The sequence below is a fragment of the Nocardia sp. NPDC058480 genome (genome assembly GCF_042720495.1).
GTDB lineage: Bacteria > Actinomycetota > Actinomycetes > Mycobacteriales > Mycobacteriaceae > Nocardia.
On sequence record NZ_JBHXMN010000003.1, the window covers coordinates 294346 to 313350 of the forward strand.

Below are 19005 nucleotides of genomic sequence, written 5' to 3' on the forward strand. Positions count from 1 at the left end.
GTTGACATCCGGCGACAAAACTGACCCCTTGGACAGCGCTCATTACGGCGACTTCAAGTCGGCGAAACAAGCCCGATCCATCACCTGACTACTACGCGGCGTCCAGGATCGACGTCGACAAATCCTGGGTAACTCCCAACCGAGAGCGCGCAGGGATCATATCGTTGATAACAATTACGCACCAACCGGACCGCGGTTCGATGAAGATCGGCGACGGGCCCAGAAATGATCGACCACCTGCGTCGATAGGCCAGAAACGAGGTCGACGAGCGCGCGGGACTTGTCCACGCGGTACACCGCTCAGGCCGGAGGTGGGAGGGGTGCGGTCCGGGTTTTACGGACTAAGGGGCCGCGTCGAAGCGGACGTCGGCGATCGCGGTCTGGAACTGACCGCCCGAATTCGCCAGTCCGGTAATCCACACGAGCACGAAACGAGCGGCCTGATCGGTCTGCACGGCGATATCGGTGACCCCGTCACCGAGCTTGGCCGAACCGATCAGCTGGGTCTGGTCGAGGGTGGGCGCCTCGGTGGGCGAGGTGCGGATCTCGACGGTGCTCCCCGCGCTGGGCGAGGTGATCGACACATTGGTCAGCTTCGCCGGCGTCGGCAGCGTGGCCAGCAGCCCCACGCCCTTCTTGAGGGCGGGGAACTGCTGGAAATACTGATCGGTGCGCCACACCGTCGTCGCGTTGTGGTCGAGCACCGCGCCCGCCGCCGCGGCGCCATCGGGCGTGCCCTCCGGGGAGAACACCGCGGCACCGGTGACCGGCACCGGCACACTCGTCGGCGGTGCCGCGGGGTCATCGGCGGGCGGTGCCGACGCCGCGGGCGGCGGCGCCACACTCGAGGTGAGCCCGATATTGATCTGCTGGTCCAGCGGCTTGTCCGACGCGCCGGGCGCGAAGATGCTGACCATCCACCAGATCAGCACGCCGACCACCAGCGCCGCGAGCACGCCGAGGGCGACCATGATCCACATCATCCGCTTGGAGCGTTCCCGCTCGGCGGCGAGCAGTTCCGGGTCGGCGAGCGAATCGGCACCGGGGGCCACCGCCCGCTGACCCAGCCGTAAGACCGGAATGAAGTCGGTCTTCTGGTCGACGACCGAGGCCTGCTCGAGCACGTGCTGCACGGTGGCAGCGGTGCGCACGCCCTTGTTGGATTCCAGCGAGCGAACCGCGACGGCCGAGATCTCGAACGGCACCTCCGGCCGGATCTGCCGCGGCTCCACCGGGGTGCCGTCGGGCCCGAAATCGGCCAGTCTCAGCCCGCCGATGGTGGCCGCCGAGCCGGTGACGCCGCCGACGCGAATCGGCCAGCGTGCGGTGATCAGGGCGTAGAGCATCGCGCCGAGGCCACGCACATCGCCCTGGGCGTCGGAATCACCGAGCGTGCCGGGGAACGCCAGGACGGCGTCACCGGAGGCACTGATCCGGATCCGATCGGGGTGATCGATCGACAGCGAGCCGCCGCCACGGTGGGCGAGTTCGGCCGCCGAGGCGAGTGCCCTGATGGCCCTGGCCGCGCCGATCGGCGACGGCACGGTCTCGGCCATCTCGCGCAGCGAACGGCCGGGGGTCCACTCGGCCACGACGATGCCACCGGAGCTGCCGCGAACCACGTCCAGGACCCTGGCGAGGCCGGGCGAATTGATCCGGCCGAGTCGCAGGGTGCGCGACAGCACCGCCTGCGGGCCGTCGTGACCGGAGTTCTCGCTGGAGGTCTGATCGGCGTCGACGAAGGTCAGCGCGACCTCACGATCGAGCTTGATATCGAGTGCCTGCCAGAACCTCAGCCCACGCGCACCGCCGTGACCGGCCAGCAGCCGGTACCGGCCGCCCGCGACGGACGCGCCGGGGATGAGCTTGGGGCCGCGCTGCGCACGGTTGGCCGCGGCGTTCTGCGGCACCTGGGGTGGGATCGGCAACATGCCGGTGTCGTATGTCGGATCGTGCGGCGGCATGGCCGAACGCGCGTCTTCGTCGTGCGTATCGCGTTCGTCGGGCGCGTCGGTATGCTCGGAATCCGTCGAGTTCGGCGCATCGGGCCCGACCTCGGTGGACATTCCTGCTGCCGCGCGCGCCGCAGAATCAGCGGCCGGGACGCCGCCCACCGCGTCATCGCTCACCCTCGGTCCTCCTTCGGCCTGAAAACCCGTGTCGGTCTGCGGAACAGCGTACGGGAACTGTGCTTTACCGGTGCTGTCAACAGCACCCGGTCGGATGATGGGCAGAACCATGGTCTGAGTGTCCAAAGACTGCCCATAAGCGGGGAATCCGTAGGTATCGGGACGGCGCAGGACGGTGGTCGCGTAGATGTCGTCGGCCGGGGTGTCGTCGAGCCCGAGATCCGGCGCGGGCGGGGTGATACCGAGCTTGCGCGAGATCGCGACGGTGATGGCGACGACCTCGGGGATACCGGCCAGACGCATCAGGCCGAACGCCACCGAGAACATGACCAGCGCATCGATGACGACGCGCAGCAGCGAGCCCGCGCCACCCGAGACACCGTCGAGTCCGGTCACCGTATCGACGATCAGCATCACCGCGCCGCCGGCGATCGAGGCGAGCAACACTCTGGTCACAGTTCGGCCGACATTGATCATGCGCAAGTCGCCGAGACTGCGGTGCAGCAGCACGCCGCCGATCACGGCGCCCGCGGTGAAGCCGAGGCCGGTGGCGACACCGAGGATGATCACCACGTCGTCGCTGTCGCGGGCGATGACCGGTGCCAGTGCCGAGATCAGGATCTTGATCGTCGTGATGCCGAGGATGATCCAGGTCGGTGTCCATGCCTGCTCGCGCGCGTAGAACACCCGCAAATGAATGAGCACGAGCGAATACGGGATGAGCGAGAACGCCGACCAGCTCACGGCATCGCCGAGCCGTTCGGCGTCCCCGGCGAATCGCGCGTAGCCGTAGAGCGCCTGGCCGATCTCCGGGCCCGCGAGGGTCATAAAGGTGACGATCGGGATCATCGCGATCATCGTGAGGCGCGTGGCTACGGACAGGTCGTCGACCACCGCGGGCGTGTCGTCGTCGGCGGCGCTGCGGCTCAGCCTCGGCATGATCGCGGTGAGCAGGGTTACTCCGATGACGCCGTAGGGCAGCTGCAACAGCGCCCATGCGTTCGCGAAGATCGCGGGACCCGCTTCGTCGGCCGAGGAGGCGATGTTGTTCGCGACCACCAAGCCGACTTGGCTGATCAGCACGTACAAGATGATCGCGATGCCCATCTTGCCGAACTGCTTGAGGCGCGCGTCGATGCCCCACAGCGGACGCAAGTTGATCCCGTGCCTGCGGATCGCGGGCAGCAGACAGAGCGCCTGTGTCGCTACGCCCGCGGTGATACCGAGGCCGAGAACCAGCAGTTTCGGATCGCTCATCCGCACCGGATCGAGGGTGATCTCGCCGGGTGTCAGCGCGTAGACCGCCAGCACTGTCAGCGCGACCACGTTGTTCATCACGGGGGCCCACGCACCCGGCTTGAACGCATGTCTGGTGTTGAGGATCGCGGTGAACAACGCCGACATGCCGTAGAAGAGGAGCGCCGGTGCCAGTAGGTAGGTCAGCGCGACGGTCAGGTTCGTGTTCACCTTGCCGTCGGCGGAGACAAGTACGTGACCGGCCAGGATCGGCGTGGCCGCCAAGGTCAGCACGGTGGCGACGAACAGCACAGTGAAGGCCGCTGTCACCAATCTGCGCACGAACGCGGCGCCGTTGTCGTCGTCCTCCTGCTCGGCGCGAATCAAGGTCGGCACGACGATGGCGGTCAGCACGGCGCCGAGGACGAGCTCGGCGATCATATTCGGGATCAGGTTCGCGGAGATGAACGCGCTGGCAATGGCCGGACCGAGCACCGTCAGCAGCAGCAGTTGCTTGGCGAACCCGGTGATCCGGCTGATCAGCGTCGCAACCGCGATCGAACCCGAGTCCTTGAGCAGCTTCGCGTTGGCACTCATCGGTGTGCCGCCCGCTTTTTCAGCAGAAGCAGGTTCGGCCGCCACCTTCTTCGGCCGGGCGATGACCTGAGTCCGCTCCGCCGACCGATCACCAGCAGGCGAACCGCCCGCGCCCCGGCCGCGCTCGCCGAATCCAGCGCCTGCCCGACGCCCATCTCGCGCGAGATCCGCGGCGGGCATACCGGGAAAACTCGCACGCGGCGGCACCGGCCGCCCCTGCTCCGGGGAACCCGGTCGGCGCCCGCCTGCCTGCTCCGGGGAGTTCTGTCGGCGCATACCGGCCTGATCGGGCCGATCCTGTCTCGGAATGGCGCCGGACTGCGCACCACGCGGCGGGACCGGGCGTTGCTGGGGGAACTCGCCCGAAGGGTTCGGTCCGGGCCGCCGCGGGGCTAACCCGTCCTGTCCGGCGCCGGGGCGCTGCTGTTGCGGGAATTCACCTGAACGCCCGGCGGAACCCGAGCCGGGGCGCTGCTGTTGCGGGAACTCACCCGAACGACCGCCGGAGCCCGAGCCAGGGCGTTGCTGCTGGGGGAATTCACCCGAACGACCGCCGGAACCTGAGCCGGGGCGTTGCTGCTGGGGAAACTCACCTGAGCGCCCTGCGGAACCGGGCGCTCGGCGTTGCTGTGGAGGCACGGGGCGACCGTCGGGGTCGTATGCGGCTGGACGAAGTGGCTCGCCGGCGCGGCCGGGCGGGCCGGCAGGGTGCTGTGGTGCGCCGGAAGGGCCGACTACGCCGGGGCGCTGGGACGGTACAGGGCGTTGCTGCTGCGGGAATTCACCCGAGCGATTCGCCGGGCCGGGCGGCTGTTGACGGGGGTTCGGGACCTGTCCGGGCCGCTCGCCGTGCGGCGGACGTTGCGGATCCGGGGAGCGATAGCCGCCGGGCGGTTGGGGCGCACCGGGTCGGCCCGGTCCGGCGCGGTGTCCAGCGGGCGGTTGGTCCGGTCCGGGGCGGTATCCGGGCGGCGGTTCAGGGCGATAGGCCGGCTGACCCGGCGGCATGGCGGGGCGGGGGGTGCGCTGAGCCGAGGGCGGCACCGGTGCGCCCGGGTCGGCGGAACCCGGCCGGTAACCGGTCTGATCGAAGGGGGGCTGAGGTTCGGCACCGGATCGCTCTGCGGGATGACGTGGGCCGGCATCAGGATGACGAGGCATCGCCCGCGGATCGAACCCTGGATCACCGGGACGCCCGTCTCGGGGGGCGGCGAAGTCGGGTCGATGACCGGGAGCACCAGGGCGACCCGGCCGATCCACGGGTGGCGCAGCCTCGTCGCGATCGGCGTCCTGCCCGGCCGTCATCCCACGTTCCCACGGTGCGCTGGGAGCCCGGCGCAGGGTCGGGTCGTCGTCGTGGTCACGCCGATGAGCGGAATCATCGTCGCCCATCATGCCTCCTGTACCCGGCGTGACCCGCGAATCCCGCCGGTCCGATGAGCGTTTCGCTCACCAGTGCCACTCTCGTCCTTGTCTGTCATGGTGCCCTGACCGCGCGTCAGGCGCGGGCGTTCACTGCCGCTGCAGTCGCTGACGTGCGCGCCGCAGCCGACCCGCCCGTTCCACCGTCTCGGGGGTGAACCCTTCGTCGGCGGGGTCGGGTTGCCCGCGGAACCGCCGCAGCAGGCGGCGCCCAGCCAGCAGCAACAGCAGTATCGCGGCACATGCGGTAATTATGGCCAGCGCCTGACCGTAGGCGTTCGAGCGCACCGAGACCGACGTCGCCTCTCCTAGCGCTATCCCGTCCGGGGTGGTAAGGGCGATCGGAATCACCAGCTTACGGCTGTCGCTCACCTCGGTCGGAATCTGGAACGACCGGGTACCGGACGGCGGAAGCAGCTGTTCGCCGATATCGGTGATGTTCGTCTCGGCAGGCGCTTCGATTCGGAACATCACCCGGATGGCGACGGGCAGTTCATTGCGCGCCACCAGCAACAACGGGCTCTGCTCGGAGGCCAGCGTGTACACCCCGCCCGGCGGCAGCACCGAGACGGCGGAGAACATCGTGTCCAGTTCGTCGGTCGCTTGATCGATGCGTCGTAGGGCGTGCAGGTCGGCGAGTGTGTCGTTGTCGCCCCTGCGATCGGACAGGCTCAGCGCGCGCAGCAGATCCTCGCGCGCCGGGGTCAGGAACGCGTGCGGTGTGAGCTCGGATTCGGGCAGTTCGACCAGTGCGCGCATCAGTTCGGTCACCCGCGCACCTTGGGCGTGAATCGGTGCGATGAACTCGTCCGGCGCGGCGTCCTGGGCGGCGCGTGGCAGATACTCCAGTGCGAACGGTCGCGGATCGGGTGCCTGGGCGACGAGGTCGGCGAAGGCGCGCGGGCTCGCGAGGTTGTTGCGGGTGAGCAGTTCGACCTGCTTGAGCAGCGCGACGCCCTCCTCCCGGCTGGCACTCCACTGCTGCGGCGGCATCAGCAACTGCGATCGCGGCCGGTCCGGCGACGGATTGAGCGCGCTCCACGCCATCGCGCCGAGCGCGTCCTGCAATCGGGCCGCCCGCGAGTCATGGGTGACGTCGAAACGCACCTTCGACGGGGTGAACGACGGTGTCGGCGGGCTCGAACCGACCGCGGCCAGCGCGGTCGCCGACCAGATATCGAAGGTGGTCACGTGCAGCGCGGGATCGGTTCCCACGGCGGCACCGGCGGGCGGCTCGACGCTCACACCCGGCACCCGCACGACATCGGGCGCGGGCTGTTCCCCACCCACGACGACACCGGGCGCGAGCGTGGTCGGCGCGGAGGTGAGCGCGTTGTCGGTATCGGCAGGCGACCCGTCGCCCGACACCGCCGTACCGGCCAGCACCGCCGTCCCGTATCCGTGCCGGCGCAACAACTGCCCGGCCGGATCGTCGATGCTGCCCGCGTCGGGCAGGCTCACCCCGCGCAACGACTGCGTGCCGAGGATCGAGTCCACTACATCGGCGGGCGCGAGCAGCGCCCGCGCCGACAGCCCCGGATCGTTCACCGCGGCCAGCGCGGACAGGTCGACCTGCGCGAACGGCAAGGCCACCGTGCACATCGAACCGGCCAGCGCGCGCAACCGGTCGAGCCAGGCCTGCGCGTTCGCCGCCCCGGTCCCCTCCCTGGTCGCGCCACTCGGATCCGACGGACTCGCCAGCACCCGATAGCCGCGCGTCATCGTCTGCACGGTCGAGACGAGGTCGGGATCGATGGCGATACACACCGATCCGGCCACACCCTTGTCTTTGCCCGGCGTCGGCGCCACCGACTCCAGCGCGGCGACGAGCTGTTCGAGGCGTCCGCCCTTGCCGACCGAGGCCGCCAGTTCGTCATCGAGCAGTTCGACTTGGCCGTTCACCGCGCCGGGTTTACCCGCGACCATGCGCGGCCGGTCGGCCAGCGGCCAGATCATCGTGGTCGCGACGGGTGATGCGTCCGGCGGTGCCCCGACCGGTGGATTCAAGTCGTCGGTGCCGGGCAGCCCCAGCACGGGGAGCAGGAAGCGCGCGTCGTCGAGCCTGGCCTGGTTGCCGTAGGCGGGTTCGCCGTTGACGTTGAGCAGCAGCGGGTACACACCGGGATCGGTCAGTCCGAGCGAGGCCTCCGAGCCGGCGCGCAACGCGATACTCACCGAGAACTGTTTGCGCTGACCGGGACTCAACTGCGGCGCCACATCCTGGAACGGACCGGTCACCTCGTAGTTCACCTGGTCCAAGCGCAGCGAACTACGCAACCCGCTCGGCGAATCAATCGCGGCCGCCCGCTGGATTCGCACGCTCACATCGTCGACGACCCGGTCGCCGATATTGGTGACCGTGCCCGACACGGTCAGCTTCGGGTCGCTGCCGGTGGTGACCGTGCCCGGCGCCACCGCGTCCAGGGTCAGCTTGAGAAACTTCGGCGTTCCCGACCCGTCCGCTTGAGCGTGCGCGACCGCGGGCAGCAGCGTCATCGAACCCAAGATGGTCAGGACCGCCGTGATCAGCCGGATCAGTCCACCCGTCATCGCTTGCCGGTCTCCATCCGGTCGATCAATCGATTCGCCACTTCGGCCAGCCGCCGTTCGTCGGCGTAGGCCAATCGGGAATCCAACTCGCTCAATGGAACCCACGCAACCTGGGTGACTTCGACATCGGCATCGGACAGCTCACCACCGAGACATCGCAGCAGGAAATGGTGCACGGTCTTGTGTACCCGTCTGCCCTCGGTGACGAACCAGTAATCGATACTGCCGAGTTCGGCGACTACTTCGCCGTCGATCCCGGTTTCCTCGGCGACTTCGCGGATCGCGGTCTGCTCGGAGGTCTCGCCCTGCTCGATGTGTCCTTTGGGCAGCGACCACAGCAGTCGGCCGCGTCTATCTGTGCGGCCGATCAGGGCGGCGGTGCGCTGGTCTTTAGGGCCGTCGAGGCCTTCCACGACCAGCCCGCCTGCCGAGGTTTCCCGGACGGTGCGCATGCGGGGTTTGCCGGCAGTGTTCGCCGAACCGCGCCGCCGCGGCTGGCGGCGTCGACTGTTCGCGCGATCGGCCGGAGGAGACACCTCGCCAGCTTAGCTGTGCATATTGAGTGCGGGCGCGGTCGAGGGTGCGGGGTTGGGATTTGTTGTTCGGTAGTCACGGGAGGTGTGTGCGGAACTGGCTATTGGTAGGTGGGGTTGGTAAGGGATGACCAGGGTTTGGTAGTCCCAGGGCTGTATACGCTGTGTTTTTGGCGCGCTGGCGCGCGCGTGTCCGCGGCCCTGAGGGGCCGCCGATCAGGGCTCGAGACTAACGCCTTCGGCGTAGCGCTTTCGAGCCCTGATCGGCGACCCGGCCGCGGACCGGCCACTTCGTGGCCGCCGCTCCCCAGGGGTCGCGGGTGCGGGGCTGGGGGTGCGGTCATGGCGGATCTGGGGTGCACGGTGTGGTTTGGGGTGCGGTTATGGCGGACTCGACGGTGTGCGGTGTGGTCATGGCGGGTGGGGGTGGCTGGGGATAGGTGGTGATGGCGGACTGCGGGGAACGGATTCGACGGGGTCGGTAAAGTGCCTTTGTGGTTTCTCCCGATGTTGTCCCTGATGCTGTGGCGGATCGTCGTGCTCGCCTGCTGGCGGGGGCGGCGGTGACTTTGGGGCAGCTCAACGATGTTTTGGCGCCGTTGGGTGGGATGTTCGCCGAGCGGGGGCACAGTCTTTATCTGGTCGGTGGCAGCGTGCGTGACGCGGTGCTCGGCCGGCTCGGCAACGACCTGGATTTCACCACCGATGCGCGGCCGGAGGTCGTGCAGGAGTTGATGCGTGGGTGGGCCGATCACCTGTGGGATACCGGTGGCCTGGCTTTCGGCACGGTCAGCGCGGCCAAGGATGATCAGCAGCTCGAGATCACCACCTTCCGCGCCGATACCTACGACCGGGTCTCGCGCAATCCGGAGGTCACTTTCGGTGACACCCTCGACGGCGACCTGGTGCGGCGCGATTTCACGGTGAACGCGATGGCGGTCAAGATCGCTGCCGACGGGTCGCTGGAATTCGTGGATCCGCTCAACGGGATCGACGCGCTCCTCGATGGTGTGCTCGATACCCCTGCGGCGCCGCAGGATTCGTTCGACGACGATCCGCTGCGCATGCTGCGAGCCGCGCGCTTCGTCGCCCAGCTGGGGTTCGAGGTGGCGCCGCGGGTGCGTGCGGCGATCATCGAGATGGCCGATCAGATCGACCGGATCACCGCCGAGCGGGTGCGCGCCGAACTCGACAAGCTGATCGGTGCCGACCACCCGATCGACGGCATCAACGTCATGTGCGACACAGGTTTGGCGCAGCGGGTGCTGCCCGAGGTGCCCGCGATGAAGCTCGAGATCGACGAGCACCACCAGCACAAGGACGTGTATCAGCATTCTTTGACGGTGCTCTCGCAGGCGATCGACCAGGAGGAAGGCGACCCCGACCTGGTGTTGCGCTGGGCGGCGCTGCTGCACGACATCGGCAAGCCCGACACCAAGCGCAACGAGCCTGCGGGCGGCGTCAGCTTCCACCATCACGAGGTGGTCGGCGCGAAGATGGTGCGCAAGCGGATGCGGGCGCTGAAGTATCCGAAGGCGTTCACCGAAGAGGTTGCGCGCCTGGTGTTTCTGCACTTGCGTTTCCACGGATACGGCAAGGGGCAGTGGACGGATTCGGCGGTGCGCCGGTATGTCACCGACGCCGACGACCTGCTCGATCGGCTGCACAAGCTCGTGCGCGCCGACTGCACCACTCGCAACAAGCGTCGCGCCGCCGCGCTGAGCTCGACCTATGACGAGCTGGAGGACCGGATCGCCACGCTGCGCGCGCAGGAGGATCTGGCGCGGGTGCGGCCGGACCTCGATGGCAACGCGATCATGGAATTGCTCGGTCTGCCGCCGGGTCCGCAGGTGGGTAAGGCGTGGAAGTTCCTGAAGGATCTGCGTCTGGACCGCGGTCCGATGACGAGGGAAGAAGCTGAAGAAGCCCTCCGGGAATGGTGGAATACCCAGCCCTGATCAGAAGATGATCAGCGTTGTTCCCGCGATGATGGCGTCGCGGATCTGGGTCAGGTCGAACGAGCCGGTGGTCTCCGGCAGTTCGAGCCGGAATTTCACCTCGTCGCCGCGACGGTGCGCGTAGGAAATGCTCGCCCGGTTGGGCAGGTCGTCGAGTAGCAGTGCGGGTGCGGGCACGACGCGTTTGGGGAGCCGGATGCCGTACCAGCTGGCCTTGCGGATATCGAGGGTGAGCAGGTTGTCGTAGACCTGCCCGTCGACGACCGCCCGCATCTTGCGCGTGCGATGCGTCGCGACGATCTGTCCGCGATCGTCGAGCCGCACCCGCCAGTCCAGGTTCTGGGCGTCCACCCAGTCCGTCATCGCGCCGATCCCGATGGTGCCCTCGATATCGAGCTGCTGGACCCGGACCTTGGTCGGCACACCGGGAATCAGCCGCACGCCGTGCGCGACCACGGTGACCGTGTCGAAGGGGTGCGAGTCCCAGACCAGGTTCGACAGCACCGTCTTGCTCTGGAAGTGAGCGCCGCGTCTGCGCACCTTGAAGGTGTCGAGGGTGGCGGTGAGGTCGTGCCCCAGCAGCGTGGCGCTGATCTCCTGACCGCCGAAACGGCTGAGGATGCCCTCGCTGAGCACGGTCATCAGCACATCGGGCATGAGCGCGGTGACGGTGCCGGAACCCAGGTCGGCGACGGGGTCGGCCCAGGACGTGGTGAAGCCGAGCCACTGGTCGATCCAGGAGGGGTCGAGCAGGCGTTTGCCCATATCGACAGCGCCCGCCAGTGACCAGGACTTCGGATCGAAATACGTGGCCATGATGGCACCGAGCGTACTTGGCCGAATCTCCGGTGGCCACGAAGTGTGACCCGATTATGGGACATCACGACCGGCTGATTCCGAAAGTGCGGAGTTGTTTTCTTGTTATGTCCGAATCTGCGGATATATCCTGACCGCGTGGCGAAACTGCGAATCAAGGAAGCGGCCGATCTGCTCGGCGTCAGCGACGACACGGTGCGTCGCTGGATCGACACGGGCACGCTGACCGCGACCAAGGATGCCGCGGGCCGCCTGGTACTCGACGGCAGAGAGCTGGCCGAACACGCCGTCGAGCAGGCGCGCACGCCACACACCCAGGTGGGTAGTGCCAGCTCGGCACGTAATCGGTTCCCCGGTCTGGTCACCCGCGTGGTGTCGGACACGGTGATGGCACAGGTGCAGATGCAATGTGGTCCTTTCACGGTGGTCTCGCTGATGAGCAGCGAATCGGTACGCGAGCTGGGGCTCGAGCCGGGCAGCGTCGCGTTGGCGAGTGTCAAGGCGACGACTGTGGTGGTCGAGAAGGCCGCCGAATGATCCGCCGGGTAGCGGTCGGTGCCGTGCTGGTGGTGCTCACGGCCAGCGGTTGTGGTGCTGAGAACGGCAGTGCCACCGGGGAATCCACGCTGACGGTGTTCGCCGCGGCCTCGTTGAAGAGCGTCTTCACCGGGCTGGAGAAGGACTTCGAAGCCGCCAATCCCGGTGTGGACGTGCAGTTCTCGTTCGCGGGCTCGTCGGATCTGGCCGCGCAACTCGAAGCTGGCGCTCCCGCTGATGTTTTCGCGTCGGCCGACCAGCCGACCATGGACAAGGCCGTCAAAAGTGGCCGAATTACCGCAGCACCAGCGACTTTCGCGACCAATGTCCTGACACTGGTCACCGCGCCGGGAAACCCCAAGGGCATCAACGGAATCAACGACCTCGCCGACGCCACCCTGGTCGTCTGCGCCCCCCAGGTCCCGTGCGGCCGGGCAACGAAAAAGGTCGCCGATGCCGCGGGCGCCACGCTGCACCCCGTGAGCGAGGAGTCCTCCGTGGCCGACGTCCTCACCAAGGTGACCTCCGGCCAAGCCGACGCGGGCTTCGTCTATGTCACCGATGCGTCAGGTGCGGGCCCGAAGGTGACCGCCGTCCCGGTGCCCGAGTCCTCGGCTGCGGTGAATTCGTATCCGATTGCGGTGGTAGCTGATTCGAAACAGGCCGCGAATGCGCGGAAGTTCACCGAGTTGGTCACCGGGCCCACCGGCCGAGCAGCCCTCGCCGACGCGGGGTTCGGCGCACCGTGATCGGCGTCGGCGGCGTAGGCGAACCGGGCCCGCGTGTTGCGCGGACCGGCTCTGTTCGTGCTGGTTGGCTGGTGTCGTGAAGTTCCTTCGTGGTCCGGGGGTCGGTGCCGCTGGGCTGCCTCGGTGGTTGCTGGTGCCCGCCGTCATCGGGTTCGGGCTGGTGGTGGTTCCGCTCGCGGCGTTGGCCTTGGGGGTCGAGTGGGGGCGATTCGTCGAGCTGGTGAGTACCGAAGCATCCAGGGACGCACTGTGGTTGAGCTTGCGGACGGCGACCGCGAGCACGGTGTTGTGTCTGGTGTTCGGGGTGCCGATGGCCGCGGTGCTGGCGAGGGCTCGATGGCGTGGACTGCCGATGTTGCGGGCGCTGGTGTTGCTGCCCTTGGTGTTGCCGCCGGTTGTCGGTGGTATCGCGCTGCTCTACACCTTTGGTCGGCGTGGACTGTTGGGCGAACATCTGGAGGCCGCCGGAATTCACATCGCGTTCAGTACGAGCGCGGTGGTGCTGGCGCAAACCTTTGTGGCGCTGCCCTTTCTGGTGCTCACCCTCGAAGGGGCGTTGCGGACGGCGGGTAGTCGCTACGAGCAGATCGCCGCGACGCTCGGTGCGGGGCCGAGCACGGTCTGGTGGCGAATCACCCTCCCCTTGCTTCGCCCGGCCTTGATCTCCGGCGCGGTCCTCGCCTTCGCCCGCGCCCTCGGCGAATTCGGCGCCACGCTCACCTTCGCGGGCAGCCTCCAGGGTCGTACCCGCACACTGCCTTTGGAGATCTACCTCCAGCGCGAGGCCGATCCAGATGCGGCCGTCGCCCTGTCGGTAGTGCTCATCATCGTCGCCGTGCTGATAGTTCTACTCGCCTACCGTCGCACCAGCCCGATCCCCGGCACCCAGCTGCGCAGTGGTGCCCCGAGCGCGATCGGCGGCGTGAAGTGACAGATGATTCTCGCGAGCAGGCCCCCGCGACCGGACCGGCCGACGTTCCGCGCGGTATGGGCCAATCGCTGGGTTCGCAGGGGGCACCTGCCAATCCGCCGGGCGAGGCGACAGGCGCGTCGGATTCCGCGACCGCGCCTGCCGAGGCGTCGAGTGACTCGACCGGCCTGTCGGTATCTGCGACTTCGCCTGTTGAGGCGTCGAGCCGTCTGATCGGTCTATCAGTATCCGCGCGGATCGCTGCCCGCGATCTCGACATGCGTATCGACGTCGCCCCAGGCGAGGTCCTTGCCGTGCTCGGTCCCAACGGCGCGGGCAAATCCAGCCTCCTGCAGGTGATCGCCGGGCTGGTCGTCCCCGACGAGGGACACGTGCGGCTCGGCGATCGCACCCTCACCGACACCGCCAGAGGTATCGCACTACCTCCACATCGACGCGGAGTTTCCCTCCTCGCCCAGGATCCCCTCCTATTTCCCCATCTCAGCGTGCGCGACAACGTCGCCTTCGGTCCACGTAGCCGAGGCGCGAACAACCGAACTGCCCGAAAAGCCGCGGAAGACTGGCTGACAGCGGTCGACGCCACCGACCTCGCCGACCGCCACCCCGGCGCGCTCTCCGGCGGCCAAGCCCAGCGGGTCGCCCTGGCCCGCGCCCTCGCCGTCGACCCGGACCTGCTGCTCCTCGACGAACCCATGTCGGCCCTCGACGTAGACGTAGCCCCGGCCATGCGCACCCTGCTGCGCCGCGTCCTGCGCGACGAACCCGGCCGCGACCATCCCCGCTGCGCTGTCCTGGTCACCCACGACATCATCGACGCCATCACCCTCGCCGACCGCCTCGTCGTCCTGGAGGCGGGCCGCGTCGTCGACTCCGGCCCGGTCGCCGAGGTGATGTCGCACCCACGCAACCCCTTCGCCGCCCGCATCGCCGGCCTCAACCTCCTACGCGGTACCGGCGTCGAGTCCGCGCTCCTTCCATCGTCGGCCGAGGCCCGGCCGGAGTCCGGACCCCCGACCTGGGATCAGCGGAGTTCGGCGGGCCGTCACAGCGCCGGCGAACCTTCGATGCCGCGGGCTCACCCCGGCCACTTCGGCGCCCCGACCTTCGGGACCGTGCTCGTCGAAGGCCTCGGTGTCGATGGCTGCGTAGTCGGCGATTTCGCCCCCGGTTCCCGCGCGGCAGCGGTCTTCTCACCGGCCGCGGTATCGGTGTTCCGCACCCGGCCCGGCGGCAGCCCACGCAATGTCTTCACCGTCGACATCGCGGAGATCACCGACCGTGGCGGCATCGTCCGGGTCCGCGGTGACGCACCGCAGGCACCCGGCCTGTGCGCCGATCTGACCCCGGCGGCCGTCGCCCAACTCCGCCTCACCATCGGTGCGCAGGTGTTCTTCGCCGTGAAGGCCACCGAGGTCCGCGTCTACGCCTGCTGAACCACGCCCCCGGTGATAACGGTATGAATTTGTGCGTTCATGCTCGAATTACCGGGGTACCTACCCGGCGAGTGACCCGCGAAGACCGGAGGGCGTCGCATGCCGCTGGACCTGAACAGTGATCTGGGCGAAGGCTTCGGCCCGTGGCGGATGGGCGACGACGCCGCCATGCTCGATATCGTGACCAGCGCGAATATCGCGTGTGGCTTCCACGCGGGCGACCCGACGATCATGCGCCGCACCTGCGAACTCGCGGTGGCGAAGGGTGTGCGGATCGGCGCGCATGTCGGCTATCGCGATCTGGTCGGGTTCGGCCGCCGCGATATCGCCATCTCCCCGGCCGACCTGCGCGACGAGGTGCTCTATCAAATCGGCGCGCTCGCGGCCTTCGCGCGGGCGGCGGGCGACCGGGTGCGCTATGTGAAACCGCACGGCGCGCTCTATCACGCGGCGGCCTGCGATCGTTTGCTCGCCGAGGCCCTTGTCGCCGCTGTGGCCGAGGCCGAACCGGGTCTGGCGCTGCTCGGTCCGGCGGGTACCGAATTGGAACGTGCCGCGCAGCGAGTGCGTTTCATCGGTGAGGGATTCGCCGACCGGGCCTACACTGCAACAGGTTCGCTGGCCCCGCGCGGAGTTGCCGGGGCGGTGCTGTCGCCCGACGACGCCGTGTCGCAGGCGACAACTCTTGCGCTGTCAGGGACCGCGCGTACCGTAGACGGTCCCGGTACGGTCGCCGTGTCCGTGGCCAGCGTGTGCGTCCACGGCGACTCTCCGGCGGCCGTCGAGATGGCCCGCCGGATCCGGGGGGCGCTCGACGAAGCCGGGATACCGGTGGAGCCGTTCAGCTGAGGGGCGGGAGGCAGGATGGACATCGATTGGAACGCGCGGATCCGACCCGCGGGTGACCGCGCCATGCTCATCACCCTCGACGACCCGCGCCCGGTGCAGCGCTTGGCCTCCGCGCTGCGTGTGCACGCGATCGCCGGTGTCGAGGATGTGCTGCCCGCGGCGGAAACCGTGCTGGTCACCATGCATTCGGTGAGCTACGGCGTGCAGGTCCGCCGCGAGCTCGTCGCGCTGCTCGACCGGCTGGATCACGAGCCGCCGCAAGCGGATTCGCCGGATGTTTCCCGTGGAACAGTGCCTGATACCGAGCCTGTCGTGGAGATTCCCGTTCGCTACGACGGCGCGGATCTGCCCGAGGTGGCCCGGTTGCTCGACCTGTCGATCCCGGCGGTGATCGCGGCGCACACCGGCACCGTCTGGCGCTGCGCGTTCGTCGGTTTCGCGCCCGGTTTCGGCTATCTAACCTCGCCCGACGGCAGGCTCACGGTGCCCCGGCGCACTCGTGCCCGCACGGCGATCCCGGCGGGCGCGGTGGCACTCGCGGGCGGGTATTCGGCGGTCTATCCGCGCGGCACACCGGGCGGATGGCAATTGATCGGCACCACCGATCTGCGAATGTGGGCGGTGGACCGCGATCCACCCGCGCTGGTGCGGGCGGGTTCGGCGATCAGGTTCGTCGCTTCCGAGGAATAGCTGCTTCGGGGAAAATCAATGGCTGCTCAACGGTGCGCCGCCTCGACTCACCAATCGGGGAGAGATCGCATGTTGATCTTGATAGAGCGGGTGGGGCCGCTCGCGACGGTGCAGGACCTGGGCAGACAGGGCTGGTTCGACTCCGGCGTCGGCCAGGCGGGCGCGGCCGACCGCGGGTCACTACGGCTGGCGAACCGGCTGGTCGGCAATCCGGAGGAATTCGCCGCCATCGAGGTGCTACTCGGGGGGCTGGCGCTGCGCGCCGACGGTCACCTCACCGTCGCGGTCACCGGCGCCCCCGCTCCCGCCACCGTCGACGGCACCCCGGTCGGCCATGCCAGCGTGCTCGAACTCGACGAGGGTCAGGTGCTGCGACTGGGCTTGGCGAGCACCGGTCTGCGCAGTTATGTGGCGGTGCGTGGCGGCATCGATGTGGCCAAAGTGCTGGGGTCGCGCAGCCGCGACACGCTGTCGGGCATCGGACCGGACCCATTGCTCGTCGGCATGTACCTACCCGTCGGTCCCCCGCCGCGCACCTTGCCGACCGTGGAATTCGCGCCGGTTCCGCAGCCGCCGGAAATTCTGACGGTCCGCGCGTGTCCGGGCCCACGCGCCGACTGGTTCGCCGATCCGGACCAGCTGTTTCGCGGGTCCTGGGTCGTTTCCGCCGATACGGACCGCGTCGGCGCCCGCCTGGATCGCGCTGACGGACCGCCGCTGGTGCGTTCGGTCACGCGCGAATTGCCCTCGGAGGGCGTGGCGTTGGGATCGGTGCAGGTGCCACCGAGCGGTCAGCCGGTCATTTTCCTGGCCGATCACCCGATCACCGGCGGTTACCCGGTGATCGCCGTCGTCCTCGATGCCGATGTCGACCGTGTCGCGCAGGCTCGTCCGGGCGACAAACTGCTGTTCGTGGCAGCTCCGGCGATCAGCGCGGCGGATTCAATCGTGCGTGCATGAGGTACACGTTGTAGCTGTCCCACGCCGATATCGTGAAGTACAGATCCTGCGCGGTCGACCACGGATGGATGAAACCGCCGTACCCCTTCGGATACATCTCGGTGGACACCAGCGGCACCGTCGACGTCCACGCGCCCTGCGGCTGACTCGCGGTCCGCAACACGATCTGGCTCGCGATCGAATCGAGGTAGACCATCTGCCACTGCTGGCTCTCCTCGTCGAACCGCACCGACAGCTCACTGGCGGTGCCGTGCACGAGCGGTGTCGCCGAGTTCTGCGCCGCGGGTGCCCAACTGCCGTCCACCCAATACTGGTAGGCCGTCTTGTTGAGCACGTCGTTCTTGCGCACCCTGGCCAGCCCGATCATCCCGATCCGGCCGTTGGGCGTGCCGAACATGTAGACGTAATCCCCGTGCGGCACCATCGCGGCCACCTGGAATTGCCCGAGCCCGAACATGTTCTCCCAGCGGGCATGCTGATCTTTGGTCCAGGTCTGGCCGCCGTCGTCGGAGTAGGCGAGCCCGCCGTAGTTCGTCAGCCACATGCCGGGGATCTTCGACCAGTGGTTCACCGACATGTAGCTCAGGAACTGCCTTTTCCCGAGCGCGAACCCCGAGGTCGGGATCGTGGTGGTCTCCCAGTTCTTGATCTTGCGGCTGCCGAGGAGTTCGGCGGCATGGCAGGGGCTGTCCTGCACCATCGAGTCGATGGTGATCCCGTCGCTCAGGTCTGTGTCGGTGCTGTAGGCGAGCACATTCGACCGCCAGTCGGCGGTATCGGCGCCCGCGCCGCCGTAGGCCCAGCCCTCGCCGAAGGTGTCGCCGAAAACCATGGCGACCTTGCCCGGTTCGGTTTCCCAGAACAGCCCGAGGTCGGTGCCGTCGACCTGCCAGCGCATATCGGTGCGGTTGGCCGAGCCGTGCCCGGTGACCTGTTCGACGAGCCGCACGGATTCCACCTTCGCGGGCACGACGGGCGCCGCCAGCGGGCCACGCTCGATCGGCCGGACCAGCGGCGCGGGCGCTTCCTGGGCCGGCTCGCCCTCGCCTCCGGGTACCGGGATCGGGATCGGCTCGATCTCCGGTTTGATCCTGATCCGGGGCAACGGGGTGGCCGAACCGGTCCCTGAACCGGTCGCCGAACCGGTCGACGTTGTCTCGTGGGTATTTTCCGGTTCCGGTTCCGGCGTGTCTCGCACCTCCGGGCACGGATTGCGGCACGGATCCGAGGGCAGCGGAACCTGCGCGACGCGGGTGTTGTCGTGCGGCGGGTCGGGAATCGGCACCGGCGTCAGCTCCGGCACCCAGACCGGGATATCGATGCTCGGCGGCACGACCGGGGCGGGCGGCGCGGGCGGCGCGGCGGGATCCGGCAGCCGGTTGACCGGGTCGAATCCCGTTTCCCCACACATGTTTACCGGCGGCGGCAGCCACGGCAGCGGACCCGCCTGCGCGGGCACAGCGAGGATGGCAGACAGCGCCACACCCATGACGGCAGTTCCGTGCGATACCGGTCTTGCGCGCATCTGGCTCCCTGGAATCGGTGTCGGCGAGGAACACCTGTGATCTGTGTGAACTTACCGGAACCGATCGCTGTTGCCGTGCGTCCAAACAGA

Annotated in this window: 13 protein-coding genes; 8 read left to right on the top strand and 5 right to left on the bottom strand. The window is 68.3% G+C overall.

Annotated elements, in window-relative coordinates:
* Positions 1-341 precede the first annotated feature (341 nt).
* The 3 genes from ACFWO8_RS10205 to ACFWO8_RS10215 all read right to left on the bottom strand — a co-directional run bounded on the left by ACFWO8_RS10205 (position 342) and on the right by ACFWO8_RS10215 (position 8386).
* Positions 342-3962 (bottom strand): murein biosynthesis integral membrane protein MurJ, encoded by a 3621-nt coding sequence (locus ACFWO8_RS10205; protein ID WP_378948187.1) that lies wholly within the window; start codon positions 3960-3962, stop codon positions 342-344.
* A gap of 1512 nt (positions 3963-5474) precedes the next feature.
* Complete coding sequence (locus tag ACFWO8_RS10210; protein WP_378947251.1) at positions 5475-7934, bottom strand: DUF6049 family protein; 2460 nt, start codon at positions 7932-7934, stop codon at positions 5475-5477.
* A complete protein-coding gene (locus ACFWO8_RS10215; protein ID WP_378922054.1) occupies positions 7931-8386 on the bottom strand; it encodes an NUDIX hydrolase in 456 nt (151 codons plus the stop codon). The genes ACFWO8_RS10210 and ACFWO8_RS10215 overlap by 4 nt, the downstream gene beginning before the upstream one ends.
* A 575-nt stretch (positions 8387-8961) precedes the next feature.
* Here ACFWO8_RS10215 and ACFWO8_RS10220 point away from each other — a divergent pair.
* Positions 8962-10425 carry a CCA tRNA nucleotidyltransferase gene (locus ACFWO8_RS10220; protein WP_378947254.1) on the top strand — a complete coding sequence of 488 codons (1464 nt, stop codon included), beginning with the start codon at positions 8962-8964 and terminating at the stop codon, positions 10423-10425.
* Here the strand turns inward: ACFWO8_RS10220 and ACFWO8_RS10225 are convergent, their stop codons facing one another.
* Positions 10426-11241, bottom strand: coding sequence for a hypothetical protein (locus tag ACFWO8_RS10225; protein WP_378947258.1), 816 nt, complete (start codon positions 11239-11241; stop codon positions 10426-10428).
* 138 nt (positions 11242-11379) lie between these two features.
* Between ACFWO8_RS10225 and ACFWO8_RS10230 the strand changes: the two genes are divergently transcribed.
* The 7 genes from ACFWO8_RS10230 to ACFWO8_RS10260 all read left to right on the top strand — a co-directional run bounded on the left by ACFWO8_RS10230 (position 11380) and on the right by ACFWO8_RS10260 (position 17390).
* The gene (locus ACFWO8_RS10230; protein WP_378947261.1) at positions 11380-11778 is read left to right on the top strand and encodes a molybdopterin-binding protein; all 399 of its coding nucleotides are present in this window, start codon (positions 11380-11382) and stop codon (positions 11776-11778) included.
* Entirely contained in the window at positions 11775-12527 is a 753-nt protein-coding gene (gene modA, locus ACFWO8_RS10235) for a molybdate ABC transporter substrate-binding protein (RefSeq protein ID WP_378947265.1), read from the top strand. The genes ACFWO8_RS10230 and modA overlap by 4 nt, the downstream gene beginning before the upstream one ends.
* Before the next feature lie 76 nt (positions 12528-12603).
* Positions 12604-13458 carry an ABC transporter permease gene (locus ACFWO8_RS10240; protein ID WP_378947269.1) on the top strand — a complete coding sequence of 285 codons (855 nt, stop codon included), beginning with the start codon at positions 12604-12606 and terminating at the stop codon, positions 13456-13458.
* A gap of 209 nt (positions 13459-13667) precedes the next feature.
* Positions 13668-14891 carry a sulfate/molybdate ABC transporter ATP-binding protein gene (locus ACFWO8_RS10245; RefSeq protein ID WP_378948190.1) on the top strand — a complete coding sequence of 408 codons (1224 nt, stop codon included), beginning with the start codon at positions 13668-13670 and terminating at the stop codon, positions 14889-14891.
* Between the two features lie 99 nt (positions 14892-14990).
* Entirely contained in the window at positions 14991-15740 is a 750-nt protein-coding gene (locus tag ACFWO8_RS10250) for a LamB/YcsF family protein (RefSeq protein ID WP_378947272.1), read from the top strand.
* Between the two features lie 15 nt (positions 15741-15755).
* Positions 15756-16430 carry an allophanate hydrolase subunit 1 gene (locus tag ACFWO8_RS10255; RefSeq protein ID WP_378922046.1) on the top strand — a complete coding sequence of 225 codons (675 nt, stop codon included), beginning with the start codon at positions 15756-15758 and terminating at the stop codon, positions 16428-16430.
* A gap of 69 nt (positions 16431-16499) precedes the next feature.
* The gene (locus ACFWO8_RS10260) at positions 16500-17390 is read left to right on the top strand and encodes a biotin-dependent carboxyltransferase family protein (protein WP_378947275.1); all 891 of its coding nucleotides are present in this window, start codon (positions 16500-16502) and stop codon (positions 17388-17390) included.
* Here ACFWO8_RS10260 and ACFWO8_RS10265 read toward each other — a convergent pair.
* A complete protein-coding gene (locus ACFWO8_RS10265) occupies positions 17359-18879 on the bottom strand; it encodes a DUF4185 domain-containing protein (RefSeq protein ID WP_378947278.1) in 1521 nt (506 codons plus the stop codon). The two genes, ACFWO8_RS10260 and ACFWO8_RS10265, sit on opposite strands and share 32 nt — an antisense overlap.
* Positions 18880-19005 lie beyond the last annotated feature (126 nt).